Below are 14,421 nucleotides of genomic sequence, written 5' to 3'. Positions count from 1 at the left end.
CCTGGGGCGCGATATAGGGGAGTGACCCCGGCCGGCGGCGGCTGTTCGGTCAGGTTTCCATTGGTCCGGCGGGGCCGCCGGAGAGCGACGGATTCTAACCTGAGGCTATCGTCGGACTGCTGGCGCTTTGCCCAGGTTGTCGACTTCATCACCGCCGAGGGGACGAACTCTGCCGTCGGTAGGCCGTCACAATTCAAGGGACCGCGAGGGTTCCCATTCCGCTTTCGCTGGAGGTTCGCCATGAATGCTCTTCTACGCGCCACCGTCCTGGCCTTCGTAGCTTCCGCGTGTTTGCCGGCGCTGGCCGAATCCTGCCACGTGTCCGCCCAGGCCGAGGCCAAGACCCCGCCGAGCAACGGTGGCAACGAATATTGCTTCGAGCATGAGGGTATGCCGCAAGGGTCGCTGGACTGGTCCTGCAACAACAAGACCGGAGACGTCGCCGGCATGCGCAAGGAAAAGCGCCAGACCTGCCCCTCCGGTTACTTCGGCAAGTGCGTCGCGCCCCTGACCCAGGAGACCCTGGCCAACGAAATGTCCTCCGGCCGCTACGGCCAGGAGGCGGGGACGCCGCCGAACGTGCCGGACGAAGCGAAGATCGTCACCTACCATTACCAGGCGCTGGACAAGGGACAGGCGAAAGTCGACTGCGAAAGCGGCGGTGGCCGCTGGACGGAAGGCGAGGCGCACTGAGGCGGTGGTGCTGGACCGGCCGGGCTCGGGTTGATCCGATCGAGCCGGTACCGCTTGTCTGCCCGATTGTCGGACAGGGTGCGAACCTGCGGTAGATCAAGATATCCGCTCCTCGGCTCTTTCATGCTCGGCGCCTCTTTCGTATCGCTCCAGGGAGGACGCCGAGATGTCGTCGCACAGTGTTACCCACGTGTTGGATCGGTTGCTCGCCGGTATCGGCCTGAGAACGCTGAACCACCAGTTCCTGTTTTCCTATGTCTTGATGTTCGTGCTGGCCGCCAGCGCCTCAGTGGCCTTGTACCTGAGCATGTCGGTGTCGCCGGACACCCTCAATGTGGCAGGCGCGCAGCGCATGCTCAGCCAGAAGATGACCAAGGAAGCGCTGTTGCTGAGCCAGGGCGTCGGCGAGCGGGTGGTATTCCAGGGTACCCTCGAACAATTCGAACAGGCGCACCGGGACCTGACGAACGGCAACCCGGCACGCAACATCAGCGCGTTTCCCGATGTGACGGTGCAGGCGCAACTGGCGCGTGTCGGAGAGCGCTGGCAGACCTTGCGCCCACTGCTTGAGCAACTGGCCGACCGGACCGGCGAGGCGTCGCTGGATGAGGTCCAGGCGGCGTCGGTGGCGTTGCTCAAGGACATGAATGGCGCCGTTGGCATGATGACCGAGCTGGCCGAGCGGACCCAGCGCACCCAGATGTGGATCGCCTTCGTCTGTGTGCTGGGCATCCTGACCCTGGTGGTGTTTGGCCGCCAGTTCGGCCTGAGCCCGCTGATGAGCCAGTTGCGCGCGATCGAGCACGCGCTGGTGCGGGTCGGTTCCGGGGATTTCCTCAATCGCCTGGACAGCCGCTACCGGGACAATGAGATCGCCCATATCTCCAATGGCTACAACCGCATGCTGGAACAGGTGCGCGAACTGCTCGGGCGGATCAAGGATACCTGCGGCAACACCCAGCGCCACCTGGACGACGTGCTCTTGGCCGTGGAAGCGGCCGGTGGCGGGGTCAGTCGCCAGCAGGAGGAGCTGGAGCAGGTCGCCACGGCCATGAATGAAATGAGTGCGACCGTGGTGGACGTGGCGCGCAACGCGGCCCAGGCCGCGGAGAACAGCCAGCGGGCCGAGCGCCTGGTGCAGGACGGGCGCAGGGCGGTACAGGTCAGTGCCGGCCAGCTCGCCGCGCTGAGTGCGCAACTGGATGGCAGCGCCGAACAGGCCAGCGCGCTGGAGAAGGACAGCGAGCAGGTGGGCAAGGTGCTGGCGGTGATCACCAGCATCGCCGAGCAGACCAACCTACTGGCGCTCAATGCGGCCATCGAGGCGGCTCGGGCTGGCGAGGCCGGGCGCGGGTTCGCCGTGGTTGCCGATGAGGTCCGCACCCTGGCCAGCCGGACCCAGGCTTCAACCGAAGAAATCCGCGCCATCGTCCAGCGCTTGCAGGAGGGTGTCCATGGCGCCGGTTCGAGCATGCGCGACAGTGCTGCCCAGGCCCGCGATAACCTCGGGCACATCCAGCAGGCGACCCAGGCGCTGGACGGCATCGTCGAAGCGGTGGATGCCATCAACGCCCTCAATCTGCAGATTGCCAGCGCCACCGAGGAGCAGAGCCAGGTGGCGGTGGACATCGACCAGCGCATCGGGCGGATTGCCGATCTGGCCAACCGGACCCGCGGCGACGCGCAGACGGTGAGCACCTCGGTGTCGGTCATCGATGGCGGCTTGCAGCAACTGCATGGCTTCCTCGAGCGTTTCCGGACCTGAACGCAGCGGGGCTGGCCTCTGGCAGGACGCACGGGGATAATCCCCGGCTCCTCCATGCAAGCGATTGGTCGTCATGAAGTTGAAGTCCCTGTCGATAGTGGTGCTCTGCGCGGGCCTGGCCGCCTGCGGTGGCGTCGATCCCAACTCGCCCCTCGGCAAGCGCCAGGCGCTGTTCAAGGCGATGCTCAAGACCAGCGAAGACCTTGGGGGCATGCTGCGCGGCCGCATTCCCTTCGACGAGACGCGCTTCAACGAGGGGGCGGTGAAGTTGGACGATCTGTCGCGCCAGCCGTGGCAGCATTTCCCGCAGGTCAAGGAAGAGGACGATACCTCGGCGCGGGACGAGGTCTGGCAGCGCCAGGAGCGCTTCCAGCAACTGGCCCGCGATCTCGAAGCCTCGACGGCGGCGCTAGTCGAGGCAACCACCCGCAAGCCGCTCCAGCCCGAGTCACTGGCGGCGCCGGTACAGCGCGTCGAGGACGCTTGTGAGGCCTGCCATCAGGAGTTCCGGGCGTACTGAGAGCCGGAAAAGAAAAAGCCCCGCACTTGGCAGGGCTTTCTCGTTTCTCTCGACAGGACTTACAGACCGGCGGCGACGCGTAGATCGGCGGCCTTGTCGGTCTTTTCCCAGGTGAACGCGGTGAAGGTGTCGCCACCGACGGTCATTTCGAACGGATCGCGGCCGAAGTGACCATAGGCCGCGGTCGGCAGGTACATCGGGTGGAGCAGGTCGAGCATGCGGGTGATCGCGTACGGCCGCAGGTCGAAGTGCTCGCGGACTAGCTGGACGATGCGCTCGTCGCTGACCTTGCCGGTGCCGAAGGTGTTGATCGAAATGGAAGTCGGCTGGGCCACGCCGATGGCGTAGGAAACCTGAATCTCGCAGCGCTCGGCGAGGCCGGCGGCGACGACGTTCTTCGCCACGTAGCGGCCGGCGTAGGCGGCAGAGCGGTCCACCTTGGACGGGTCCTTGCCGGAGAAGGCGCCGCCACCGTGGCGAGCCATGCCGCCGTAGGAGTCGACGATGATCTTGCGTCCGGTCAGGCCGCAGTCGCCCACCGGGCCGCCGATGATGAACTGGCCGGTCGGGTTGATGTGGAACTGGGTGTCCTTGTGCAGCAGCTCGGCCGGCAGGGTGTGCTTGATGATCAGCTCCATCACCGCTTCGCGCAGGTCTTCGTACTTGACCTCCGGGTTGTGCTGGGTGGACAGCACCACGGCGTCGATGCCGACCACCTTGCCGTTCTCGTAGCGGCAGGTGACCTGGCTCTTCGCGTCCGGGCGCAGCCACGGCAGCAGGCCGGACTTGCGTGCTTCGGCCTGGCGCTCGACCAGACGGTGGGAGAAGCAGATCGGCGCCGGCATCAGCACGTCGGTCTCGTTGCTGGCGTAGCCGAACATCAGGCCCTGGTCACCGGCGCCCTGGTCTTCCGGCTTGGCACGGTCGACGCCCTGGTTGATGTCCGGGGATTGCTTGCCAATGATGTTGATGATGCCGCAGGTGTGGCCGTCGAAGCCGACGTCGGAGCTGGTGTAGCCGATGTCGCAGATGACCTTGCGCACCAGTTCTTCCAAGTCGACCCAGGCGGAGGTGGTGACTTCGCCGGCGACGATGGCCACACCGGTCTTCACCAGGGTTTCGCAGGCCACGCGGGCATGCTTGTCCTGAGCGATGATGGCGTCGAGCACCGCATCGGAGATTTGATCGGCGATCTTGTCCGGATGGCCTTCGGACACGGACTCGGAAGTAAACAGGGAATATTCGCTCATCTATCGGTTCCTAAATTACCGGTGGGTGAGTCGGTCATCAGCGGCTGGCTTGGCGAAATGCCGCACCTGAATCTGAAAACCGTTACGTAAGCCAATGTAGAGGCTCTCGCCGGGCGTGAGCCCCGCGGCATCGGCCCAACGGGCCAGATCGTCCTGTTCGAAGCCCAACCAGAGATCGCCGCAGGCCTCCCTGGCCCAACTCTGGTTGTGGCTGCACAACTCGGTGATCAGCAGGCTGCCGCCGGTCTTCACCAGGCGGGCCAGCCGTTTCAACGCTTCGGCCGGCGCGGCGAAATGGTGCAGGACCATGTTCAGTACCACGCAATCGGCCGCGGCGACATCGTCGTTCAGGGCGTCGGCGAGAATCAGCTCGACATTGCCCAGACCTGCTTCGGCACAGCGCAGACGCGCCAGTTCCAGCATCGCCGGGCTGTTGTCCAGCGCCCATACCCGGGAAAAGCGCCGGGCCAGTTCGGGCAGGAAGCCGCCGTCGCCAGGGCCGACTTCCAACCCCGTGGCGCCGGGCGCGAAGCTCAGGGCATCGAGCAGCGCCAGCACGCTATCACGGTATTGCGGCAGTCCGGCGATCAGGTCCTGCTGGGCCTGGAACTTCTCCGCCATACGGCTGAAGAAGTCGTGGCTGGCGGTCGCCCGCTGGGCATGTACCGCAGCGATCCGGCCTTGTACGTCGGCTGGCAGCGCCAGGGCGTCCACCTCTTCCAACAATGCCGCGTGCAACGCGCCGCCCAGCGCTTCGGCATGGGGCAGGGCGCGACGGTAGAACACCGCATTGCCTTCGCGGCGGGTCGCCACCAGTCCGGCCTGGGCCAGGACCTTGAGGTGATGGCTCATGCCGGACTGGCCGATGGCGAAAATCTGCGCCAGTTCCAGTACGCCGAACGAATCGTTGGCCAGCGCGCGCAGTACGTTCAGCCGTAGCGGATCGCCACCGGCCTTGCACAGGGCGGCCAACTGGTCGCCGGCTTCGTGACGAAGTGAGGGCACGCGCAGGTTCATAGGGCGCGCAGTCTAGTCGGTCACTTTTCGTACAGCAAGGCCAATATCAAAAGATTTTGATATTGCTGGCGGTGTCACGCCTGTCCTGAGAGGGCGAGCAGTCCCTGGAGGCCGGAATACAGGCCGAGGGCCAGGAGGCATATGCCGGGCACCCAGGTCAGCAGCGCCTTGCCGGTGTCGAGGCGGAACAAGCGCTGCGACAGGGTGGCGTAGGTGGACAGTACGCTCAGGTCGATCACTGCCCAGATCAGCGCGAGGATGCACGCCTGCCGGGCGAACGGCTGGCTGGGAAGGATGAAGCTGGGCAGGAAGGCCAAGAAGAACAGGATGTCCTTGGGGTTCGACAGCCCCACCCGGAGGGTGCGCCAGAAGCACTGGCGGCCACCCATGTCGCTGCCTTGGGCGGCGTCGCCGGAAGCGCGCAGGGTGCATAGCCCGAGCCAGGCGAGGTAGAGCCCGCCGAGGAGACGGCCCCACTCGAGCACGAGGGGGTTCACGTCCAGCGCCAGGTAGAGCGTCAGCAGGGCGCAGGCCAGGAGAATCTGGGCCGAGAGGATGCCGCCGAGGATGGTCCAGGTCGGCCAGGTGCTCCGGCCATCGGCAAGCACCAGCGCCACCACCGGCCCAGGCGATGCGATCAGCAAGGTGATGGCGAGGGCAAAGCTGAGGTAGGTGATCACAGGTTGGCCACCAGGTCGAAGACCCGTGTGCTCCTCCCGAGCTTCTCGGTGTAGTAGCGGTGATTGCAGACCACGAAGGTGCGCTGGAGCCAGCGGTCCGTGCCGTCGAAACGGGCGCTGAAGGCGCTTCTGGCATGGGCCGTCTTGCGGTTGTCGATGATCAGCAGGTCGCCGGCCCTGAGCTTGATCGGCCGCGCTTCGCGCCAGGCGATGTCGCGGAGGCGGGTCATCTGGTATTGCGCATAGCCATTGCGGGCGACCATGAACTGCGGATCGAAGCGGAACATTGGGTCTGCGGGGTCGCCGTAGAGAACCGTCTGGTTCTTGCCGATGTCGAGCCGGCAGTTCTTGCCGTTCGGGCAATAGTCGGAAAGAAAGTTGTACTTCTCGGTAAAGAAGAAATCGAGGCAGTCCGGCGTGAGGTGCTGCCGGATGTGTTCGATCGAACTGATGTAGGTGATCGCCTCGCTGCCCGGGTCCTGGCGCAGGCAGAGCAACACCAGGTAGTCCGGCTGGACGGCATGGAAGGCGTTTTCGGTGTGCAGGTCGAGTTCCGTGTCATAACTGTCGGAGGTCTTCTTCCGGCTGTGTTGTTTATGCGGGAAGAAGTTATTGACGATGTTACCGTTCGACTCCTGCACATAACCGATCGGCTCGCCGAGCAGGGCGGTGGTCTGCAGGATCAGGCGTTCGCTCTGGTTGTCGTGCTTGCCGATGAGGCGGCGATCCCTGGGTGTTGGTGGGATGCGGCCGATGGGCATGTTTTCGAGCAGCAGATATCCCTGTTCATTGCCGAACTGTCGGAAGGTGATGATTTTCGAGATGTGGTCCTGATGCAGGCCGCCATTCGCGATGCTGGAGACCAGCAGTCCTTTTATATCGCTCATTTTTCCACGGGTGTTCGGATAGGTTGCGGATATGTGAAGGGCGGGGTATTTCGCGGGCCGCCTTCGGCGTATCAACGGTTCGGCCAAATCGTTGGGGGCGAATTCTATGGACGGGGCGGGCAAGTTGAAGCGGAAAGAATGGCCGGTTGGAATGAGTTTTAGTCATGGTGGATAAGTCGGGCGCCCGCATTCCGCCGCTTTATGCGTTGCGGGCATTCGAGATGGCCGCCCGGTTCGGCTCCTTCACCCTGGCGGCGGAGCGACTGTGCATTACCCAGAGTGCGGTGAGCCGGCATGTGCGCTCCCTCGAGCATTCCCTGGGCTGTCGTTTGTTCGAGCGGAAGGGCTCGAAGCTGGTGCTCACCGAGCATGCGCGGATACTCGCCCAGGGCCTGCAGGTGGGGTTCGAGACCATCGAGAACGCCTGCATGGCGGTGGCCAGTCGCGAGATATCCCTGCGCCTCAAGGCGCCATCGACGCTGACGATGCGTTGGCTGCTGGGTGTGTTGGAGGGGTTTCACGCGCGCCATCCGGGTATTCAGGTGCAATTGACCAGCGTCTGGATGGATGAGGATTTCGTCGATTTCCGCGCCGAGCCGTTCGATTGCGCCATCCTGCTTGGGAGTTGCGACGGCGTGGGCATGGTGGACGAGTCCGAAAAGCTGTTCGACGAGTGGCTGGTGCCGGTCTGTGCACCCGAGCTGCTCGGCAGCGAGCCCTGGACCCTGGACCGCCTGGCCAGTTGCGAGCTGATTCATCCGACGCGCGATCGCCGGGACTGGCGGCGCTGGCTGGAGCGCATGGGTTGCAGCGACCGCCTGGCGTGGCGCAAGGGCAAGCTGTTCGACACCCTGGAGCTGGCCATCTCCGCGGCGATGAAGGGGCATGGGCTGTCCATGGGCGATCTGTCACTGGTCAGGGAAGAGTTGGACAGCGGCGCCCTGGTCCTGCCGTTCCGCACGGCAGTACGTTCCCAGGGCAGCTACTACTTGGTCTGGCCGGCGCGCAGCCGGCAGAACCGCACGCTGGAGCTGCTCCGCGCGCACTTGCTGGAGTGCCTGCCGGCGTTCGACGCCGCCGATATGACCTTGCTGGAGTGAGACAGTCGTTCGCCGTGAATACTGGCCTGCGGCCAGCCAGTCGACGAGCAGAGGCCGCGGTTCCGCAATCCATCATTGCCCCTGGGGGCTCGGCTGGGCGAAAATGGCGGCCTTTTTCGGTTCAGTACCCCGCAGGAGATTCAACGATGCCCAGCCGTCGTGACCGTGCCAACGCCATCCGCGCCCTCAGCATGGATGCTGTGCAGAAAGCCAACAGCGGCCACCCCGGCGCCCCCATGGGCATGGCCGATATCGCGGAGGTGCTCTGGCGCGACTACCTGAAGCACAACCCGGCCAATCCGCAGTGGGCCGACCGCGACCGCTTCGTGCTGTCCAACGGCCACGGCTCGATGCTGATTTACTCCCTGCTGCACCTGACCGGCTACGACCTGTCCATCGATGACCTGAAGAACTTCCGCCAACTGCACAGCCGCACCCCGGGTCACCCGGAATTCGGCTACACCGCCGGCGTCGAGACCACCACCGGGCCGCTCGGCCAGGGCATCGCCAACGCCGTCGGCTTCGCCGTGGCGGAAAAGATCATGGCGGCCCAGTTCAACCGCCCCGGTCACAACATCGTCGATCATTACACCTACGTGTTCATGGGTGATGGTTGCATGATGGAAGGCATTTCCCATGAAGTCTGCTCCCTGGCCGGCACCCTGGGCCTGTCCAAGCTGATCGCCTTCTACGACGACAACGGCATTTCCATCGACGGCGAAGTGCATGGCTGGTTCACCGACGACACGCCGAAACGCTTCGAAGCCTACGGCTGGCAGGTGATCCGTAACGTCGACGGCCATGACGCCGACGAAATCCGCATGGCCATCGAGACCGCACGCAAGAGCGACCGCCCGACCCTGATCTGCTGCAAGACCATCATCGGCTTCGGTTCGCCGAACAAGCAGGGCAAGGAAGAAAGCCACGGCGCCGCCCTGGGTGCCGAAGAGGTGGCGCTGACCCGCGCGAACCTGGGCTGGAACCACCCGCCTTTCGAAATCCCGGCCGACATCTATGCCGAGTGGGATGCCCGGGAAGCCGGCAACAAGGCCGAGAGCGACTGGAGCCAGCGCTTCGCTGCCTACCAGGCCGAGCACCCCGAGCTGGCCGCCGAATTCACCCGGCGCATGGCGGGCGAACTGCCGGCCGATTTTTCCGCCAAGGCTTCCGAGTTCATCCGCACCGTGGCCGAGAAGGGCGAAACCATCGCCAGCCGCAAGGCCAGCCAGAACTGCCTGAACGCCTTCGGCCCGCTGCTGCCGGAACTGCTTGGCGGCTCCGCCGACCTCGCTGGCTCCAACCTGACGCTGTGGAAAGGCTGCAAGCCGGTGGTCGAGGAAGACGCCTCGGGCAACTACATGTACTACGGCGTTCGCGAGTTCGGTATGAGTGCCATCATGAACGGCATCGCCCTGCACGGTGGCCTGATCCCCTACGGCGCGACCTTCCTGATCTTCATGGAATACGCGCGCAACGCCGTGCGCATGTCGGCGCTGATGAAGCAGCGCGTGCTCTACGTGTTCACCCACGACTCCATCGGCCTGGGCGAGGACGGTCCGACCCACCAGCCGATCGAGCAACTGGCCAGCCTGCGCATGACGCCGAACCTGGATACCTGGCGTCCGGCCGATGCGGTCGAATCCGCGGTGGCCTGGAAGTGCGCCATCGAGCGCAAGGACGGCCCGAGCGCCCTGGTGTTCTCGCGCCAGAACCTGCCGCATCAGCTACGCGATCACGAGCAGGAAAGCGCCGTCGCCCGCGGTGGCTATGTCCTGAAGGATTGCGACGGCGAGCCGGAGCTGATCCTTATCGCCACCGGTTCGGAAGTCGCCCTGGCCGTGCAGGCCTGCGACAAACTCACCGAGCAGGGACGCAAGGTGCGGGTGGTCTCCATGCCGTGCACCAGCGTGTTCGATGCCCAGGATGCCACCTACAAGCAGTCGGTGCTGCCGGTGGAAGTCGGTGCGCGGATCGCCATCGAGGCGGCCCATGCCGACTACTGGTACAAGTACGTCGGCCTCGACGGCCGGGTGATCGGCATGACCAGCTTCGGCGAATCCGCGCCGGCGCCTGCCCTGTTCGAACACTTCGGGTTCACCGTCGACAACGTGCTTTCGGTAGCCGAAGAGCTGCTGGAAGACTGACGTCCAGCCGAAAGCCTTGCCGCCAGCCATCGGTCGGAGCGCTCCGTCCGATGGCTGGCAGCGTGCCGTTTGCCGCGGAGCTGCCATGCCCAACCGCCCTTACAAAGTTGTATTGAACGGCTATGGCCGCATCGGCCGCTGCGTGTTGCGTGCGCTCTACGAGCGTGGTGCCGGGGCGAGCTTCGAGGTGGTTGCCCTGAACGACCTGGCCGACCAGGCCAGCATCGAATACTTGACCCGTTTCGACTCTACCCATGGTCGCTTCCCCGGTGACGTGAAGGTCGAGGGCGACTGCCTGCATATCAATGGCGATTGCGTGAAGGTGCTGCGCAGCGCGACGCCGGAGGGTATCGACTGGGCCGGCCTGGGCATCGACCTGGTGCTGGAGTGCTCGGGCGCCTACCACACCCGTGCCGATGGCGAGCGCTTCCTCGAGGCCGGTGCGCCACGGGTGCTGTTCTCTCAGCCCATGGCCAGCGAGGCGGATGTCGACGCCACCATCGTCTTCGGCGTCAACCAGGCCAGTCTCGGCGGTAAGGAGACCCTCGTCTCAAATGCGTCCTGCACTACCAATTGCGGCGTGCCCCTGCTGAAACTTTTGAACGAGACGGTGGGTCTTGAGTACGTTTCCATCACCACGATCCATTCCGCGATGAACGACCAGCCGGTAATCGACGCCTATCACCATGAGGACCTACGCCGCACGCGCTCGGCCTTCCAGTCGGTGATCCCGGTGTCCACCGGGCTGGCGCGCGGCATCGAGCGCCTGCTGCCGGAACTTAGTGGACGAATTCAGGCCAAAGCCGTGCGCGTGCCGACGGTTAACGTGTCCTGCCTGGATATCACCCTGCAGACCGCCCGCGACACCAGTAGCGAAGAAATCAACCGCGTGCTGCGCCAGGCCGCCGAAAGCGGCCCGCTGAAAGGCCTGCTGGCCTACACCGAGCTGCCCCACGCCAGTTGCGACTTCAACCACGACCCGCATTCGGCCATCGTCGACGGCAGCCAGACCCGCGTGTCCGGCCCCCGGCTGGTGAACCTGCTGGCGTGGTTCGACAACGAATGGGGCTTCGCCAACCGTATGCTCGACGTCGCCGATCACTATCTGCGCGTCGCCAACGCTTCCAATTAACCAGCCTCCGTGAAGGACCGATCACCATGACCGTGTTGAAGATGACCGACCTCGACCTCCAGGGTAAGCGCGTGCTGATTCGCGAAGACCTCAACGTCCCGGTGAAGGACGGCGTGGTGAAGAGCGATGCACGCATCCTCGCCTCCCTACCGACCATCAAGCTGGCCTTGGAGAAGGGCGCGGCGGTGATGGTCTGCTCCCACCTGGGCCGTCCGACCGAGGGCGAGTACAGCGAAGAGAACAGCCTCAAGCCGGTCGCCGATTACCTGGGCAAGGCCCTGAGCCGCGACGTTCCGCTGGTTGCCGACTACCTGAATGGCGTCGAAGTGAAGCCGGGCGAGCTGGTGCTGTTCGAGAACGTGCGCTTCAACAAGGGTGAGAAGAAAAACGCCGACGAGCTGGCGCAGAAGTACGCTGCCCTGTGCGACGTGTTCGTCATGGACGCCTTCGGTACCGCCCATCGCGCCGAGGGTTCCACCCATGGCGTGGCCAAGTTCGCCAAGGTCGCCTGTGCCGGCCCGCTGCTGGCGGCCGAACTGGATGCGTTGGGCAAGGCCCTGGGCAACCCGGCCCGGCCGATGGCGGCTATCGTCGCCGGCTCCAAGGTCTCCACCAAGCTGGATGTGCTGAACAGCCTGAGCCAGATCTGCGACCAACTGATCGTCGGCGGTGGTATCGCCAACACCTTCCTCGCCGCGGCGGGTTACAAGGTGGGCAAATCGCTGTATGAAGCCGATCTGGTCGACACCGCCAAGGCCATCGCCGCCAAGGTCAGCGTGCCGCTGCCGGTGGACGTGGTGGTGGCCAAGGAGTTCGCCGAAAGCGCTGCCGCCACCGTCAAGGCCATCGCCGACGTGGCCGACGACGACATGATCCTCGACATCGGGCCGCAGACCGCCGCCCAGTTCGCCGAGCTGCTGAAGTCGTCGAAGACCATCCTCTGGAACGGCCCGGTCGGTGTGTTCGAGTTCGACCAGTTCGGCGAGGGCACCAAGGCCCTGGCCCTGGCCATTGCCGAGAGCGACGCGTTCTCCATCGCTGGCGGTGGCGACACCCTGGCGGCCATCGACAAGTACGGCGTGGCGGAGCGGATTTCCTATATTTCCACCGGCGGCGGCGCCTTCCTCGAGTTCGTCGAGGGCAAGGTGTTGCCGGCGGTCGAAGTGCTGGAGCAGCGCGCCAAGTGAGGTGAAGACGAGCGGGCGGATAGCGAAGCGCCGGGTGTGGTCCCTTGAGATATCCACCCGGAGGAAATCGCGATGCGCTATCCCTTGCTCGTTCTCGTGTGTTCGATCGGCCTGATCGGTTGTTCCGGCGGTTCGCCGGTCACCAGTACCTGCGAAGTGGTCAGCCCGCCTCCTGCGATGGGCCCCACCGAGAAGGACAATCAGCGGATCGAGACACAGAGCAGCGGCGATCCGACCGCTGCCCAGGACAGTCCGGAGCAGCGCTGCCCTTGAAGGCGCGCCGCGCGGCGGGAGATGAGATGAAAGGTACTATCGCCCTGGCGGCGGCCGTTGTTCTGCTGGCTGGCTGTGCCGGTACGCCGGCCGAGCAGCCATGGAGTCGCTGGACGTGCGACAGCGGCGCGGAGCTGAACTGGCGTTTCGCCGATGCCGGGCGCGATACCGTCGATCTGCGGGTAAGCGGAAGCGACGTGGTTTATCGGCTGCAGCGGGAACCTGCCGCCTCCGGCGCTCTCTATAGCGATGGCGTTATCGCCTTCCATGCCAAGGGCGAGGAAGGCCTGGCCTACTGGGTCGCCGGAAACGACCTGATCGGTCGAGGTTGCAAGGCCCAATGAAGGTAGAACCTATGCGTTACGTGTCGCTGAGTCTCCTGCTGCTGTCGTTGTCCGGCTGCTCGCTGGCTCCTGTCGGAAACCGTTGGTGCAGCGAATTGGCTGCCTACTCGCTCAGTCAGCGGGAAGCGCTGCCCGAGCAGGGCGCCCCGGTCCGGACCGGCCTGGCGACGACGGCGCGCCGTCCCACCGCCTGCCACCACGGCTGACAAGGGTTGCCACGGCCGGAGATGCCCGGCCCGAAAAACTTGAATACCGCCTGCCCCTGCGGCAGGCTTTGACGCTTAACGACCCCAACCGGGAGAAAGAAATACCATGGCTCTCATCAGCATGCGCCAGATGCTGGACCACGCCGCCGAGTTCGGCTACGGCATTCCGGCCTTCAACGTCAACAATCTCGAGCAGATGCGCGCCATCATGGAAGCGGCCGACAAGACCGACTCTCCGGTGATCGTCCAGGCCTCCGCCGGTGCGCGCAAATATGCCGGCGCCCCGTTCCTGCGCCACCTGATTCTCGCCGCCGTCGAAGAGTTCCCGCACATCCCGGTGGTCATGCACCAGGACCATGGCACCAGCCCGGCGGTTTGCCAGCGTTCCATTCAACTGGGCTTCTCCTCGGTGATGATGGACGGTTCCCTCGGCGAGGACGGCAAGACGCCGACCGACTACGAGTACAACGTCCGCGTGACCCGCCAGGTGGTGGACATGGCCCACGCCTGCGGCGTGTCCGTGGAAGGCGAACTGGGTTGCCTGGGCAGCCTGGAAACCGGCCAGGCCGGTGAGGAAGACGGTATCGGCGCCGAAGGCACCCTGGATCACAGCCAGATGCTGACCGACCCGGAAGAAGCCGCCGACTTCGTTGCCAAGACCAAGGTCGACGCCCTGGCCATCGCCATCGGCACCAGCCATGGCGCCTACAAGTTCACCCGTCCGCCGACCGGCGACATCCTTGCCATCGATCGCATCAAGGCGATTCACCAGCGCATCCCGGACACCCACCTGGTCATGCACGGCTCCTCCAGCGTGCCGCAGGACTGGCTGGCGATCATCAACGAATTCGGCGGCGAAATTCCGGAAACATACGGCGTTCCGGTCGAGGAGATCGTCGAAGGCATCAAGTACGGCGTGCGCAAGGTGAACATCGACACCGACCTGCGTCTGGCTTCCACCGGTGCCATCCGCCGTTTCCTGGCGCAGAACAAGAGCGAGTTCGACCCGCGCAAATACCTGGCGAAGACTGTCGATGCCATGCGCGACATCTGCATCGCCCGCTATGAAGCCTTCGGCACCGCCGGTAACGCCTCCAAGATCAAACCGATTTCCCTGGAAGCGATGTATCAGCGCTATGCCAAGGGCGAGCTGAATCCGAAGGTGAACTGATCGCCTGCGCTTCCCCGCAAAAAGAAAACCCGCTGAAAAGCGGGTTTTTTCA

General features: G+C 64.6%; 15 protein-coding genes and 1 pseudogene. 12 read left to right on the top strand and 4 right to left on the bottom strand.

All coding sequences use genetic code 11. The annotated features are described in order from the left end of the window. Positions 1–240 precede the first annotated feature (240 nt). The 4 genes and pseudogenes from BZL41_RS24960 (at position 241) to BZL41_RS24950 (ending at position 2,978) form a co-directional block, all read left to right on the top strand. Positions 241–693 (top strand): hypothetical protein, encoded by a 453-nt coding sequence (locus BZL41_RS24960; RefSeq protein ID WP_095601758.1) that lies wholly within the window; start codon positions 241–243, stop codon positions 691–693. A 166-nt stretch (positions 694–859) separates the two neighbouring features. After that, positions 860–1,603: pseudogene (locus tag BZL41_RS29580) on the top strand (type IV pili methyl-accepting chemotaxis transducer N-terminal domain-containing protein); the annotation flags it as partial. After that, on the top strand, positions 1,595–2,458 hold the full coding sequence (locus BZL41_RS29575) for a methyl-accepting chemotaxis protein (protein ID WP_371916569.1): 864 nt from the start codon (positions 1,595–1,597) through the stop codon (positions 2,456–2,458). The pseudogene BZL41_RS29580 and the gene BZL41_RS29575, both read left to right, overlap by 9 nt. Before the next feature lie 73 nt (positions 2,459–2,531). Continuing rightward, positions 2,532–2,978, top strand: coding sequence for a cytochrome c (locus tag BZL41_RS24950; RefSeq protein WP_095601756.1), 447 nt, complete (start codon positions 2,532–2,534; stop codon positions 2,976–2,978). Positions 2,979–3,037: 59 nt separating this feature from the next. On the opposite strand, the gene metK is transcribed toward BZL41_RS24950, so the two are convergent. The 4 genes from metK to BZL41_RS24930 all read right to left on the bottom strand — a co-directional run bounded on the left by metK (position 3,038) and on the right by BZL41_RS24930 (position 6,812). Then, complete coding sequence (gene metK / locus BZL41_RS24945) at positions 3,038–4,228, bottom strand: methionine adenosyltransferase (protein WP_095601755.1); 1,191 nt, start codon at positions 4,226–4,228, stop codon at positions 3,038–3,040. Positions 4,229–4,243: 15 nt separating this feature from the next. Continuing rightward, positions 4,244–5,245, bottom strand: a complete 1,002-nt coding sequence (locus BZL41_RS24940; RefSeq protein ID WP_095601754.1) for a metalloregulator ArsR/SmtB family transcription factor — start codon at positions 5,243–5,245, stop codon at positions 4,244–4,246. A gap of 74 nt (positions 5,246–5,319) precedes the next feature. Further along, positions 5,320–5,925: a LysE family translocator gene (locus BZL41_RS24935; RefSeq protein ID WP_095601753.1), complete on the bottom strand. Its 606-nt coding sequence runs from the start codon at positions 5,923–5,925 to the stop codon at positions 5,320–5,322. Then, on the bottom strand, positions 5,922–6,812 hold the full coding sequence (locus BZL41_RS24930) for a TauD/TfdA family dioxygenase (RefSeq protein WP_095601752.1): 891 nt from the start codon (positions 6,810–6,812) through the stop codon (positions 5,922–5,924). The genes BZL41_RS24935 and BZL41_RS24930 overlap by 4 nt, the downstream gene beginning before the upstream one ends. 164 nt (positions 6,813–6,976) lie before the next feature. On the opposite strand from BZL41_RS24930, the gene BZL41_RS24925 reads away from it, so the two are divergent. The 8 genes from BZL41_RS24925 (at position 6,977) to fba (ending at position 14,369) form a co-directional block, all read left to right on the top strand. After that, on the top strand, positions 6,977–7,912 hold the full coding sequence (locus BZL41_RS24925; protein WP_095601751.1) for a LysR substrate-binding domain-containing protein: 936 nt from the start codon (positions 6,977–6,979) through the stop codon (positions 7,910–7,912). Between the two features lie 146 nt (positions 7,913–8,058). Then, a complete protein-coding gene (gene tkt, locus BZL41_RS24920; RefSeq protein WP_095601750.1) occupies positions 8,059–10,056 on the top strand; it encodes a transketolase in 1,998 nt (665 codons plus the stop codon). Positions 10,057–10,141: 85 nt separating this feature from the next. Further along, on the top strand, positions 10,142–11,188 hold the full coding sequence (epd, locus tag BZL41_RS24915; RefSeq protein ID WP_095601749.1) for an erythrose-4-phosphate dehydrogenase: 1,047 nt from the start codon (positions 10,142–10,144) through the stop codon (positions 11,186–11,188). A gap of 26 nt (positions 11,189–11,214) precedes the next feature. Further along, on the top strand, positions 11,215–12,375 hold the full coding sequence (locus tag BZL41_RS24910; RefSeq protein WP_095601748.1) for a phosphoglycerate kinase: 1,161 nt from the start codon (positions 11,215–11,217) through the stop codon (positions 12,373–12,375). Positions 12,376–12,447: 72 nt separating this feature from the next. Beyond that, complete coding sequence (locus tag BZL41_RS24905; protein ID WP_095601747.1) at positions 12,448–12,648, top strand: hypothetical protein; 201 nt, start codon at positions 12,448–12,450, stop codon at positions 12,646–12,648. 26 nt (positions 12,649–12,674) lie between these two features. Continuing rightward, positions 12,675–12,992 (top strand): MliC family protein, encoded by a 318-nt coding sequence (locus BZL41_RS24900; RefSeq protein ID WP_095601746.1) that lies wholly within the window; start codon positions 12,675–12,677, stop codon positions 12,990–12,992. An 11-nt stretch (positions 12,993–13,003) separates the two neighbouring features. Continuing rightward, positions 13,004–13,198, top strand: a complete 195-nt coding sequence (locus BZL41_RS24895; RefSeq protein ID WP_095601745.1) for a hypothetical protein — start codon at positions 13,004–13,006, stop codon at positions 13,196–13,198. A 106-nt stretch (positions 13,199–13,304) separates the two neighbouring features. Next, positions 13,305–14,369, top strand: coding sequence for a class II fructose-bisphosphate aldolase (fba, locus tag BZL41_RS24890; protein ID WP_084339792.1), 1,065 nt, complete (start codon positions 13,305–13,307; stop codon positions 14,367–14,369). The last annotated feature ends 52 nt before the right edge of the window (positions 14,370–14,421 follow it).

The organism is Pseudomonas sp. PIC25 (assembly GCF_002286785.1).
In the GTDB taxonomy this organism is placed as follows: Bacteria; Pseudomonadota; Gammaproteobacteria; order Pseudomonadales; family Pseudomonadaceae; genus Pseudomonas_M.
The sequence above is the reverse complement of the archived record's forward strand: the minus strand, read 5'-3'. Positions and strand labels throughout refer to the sequence as shown.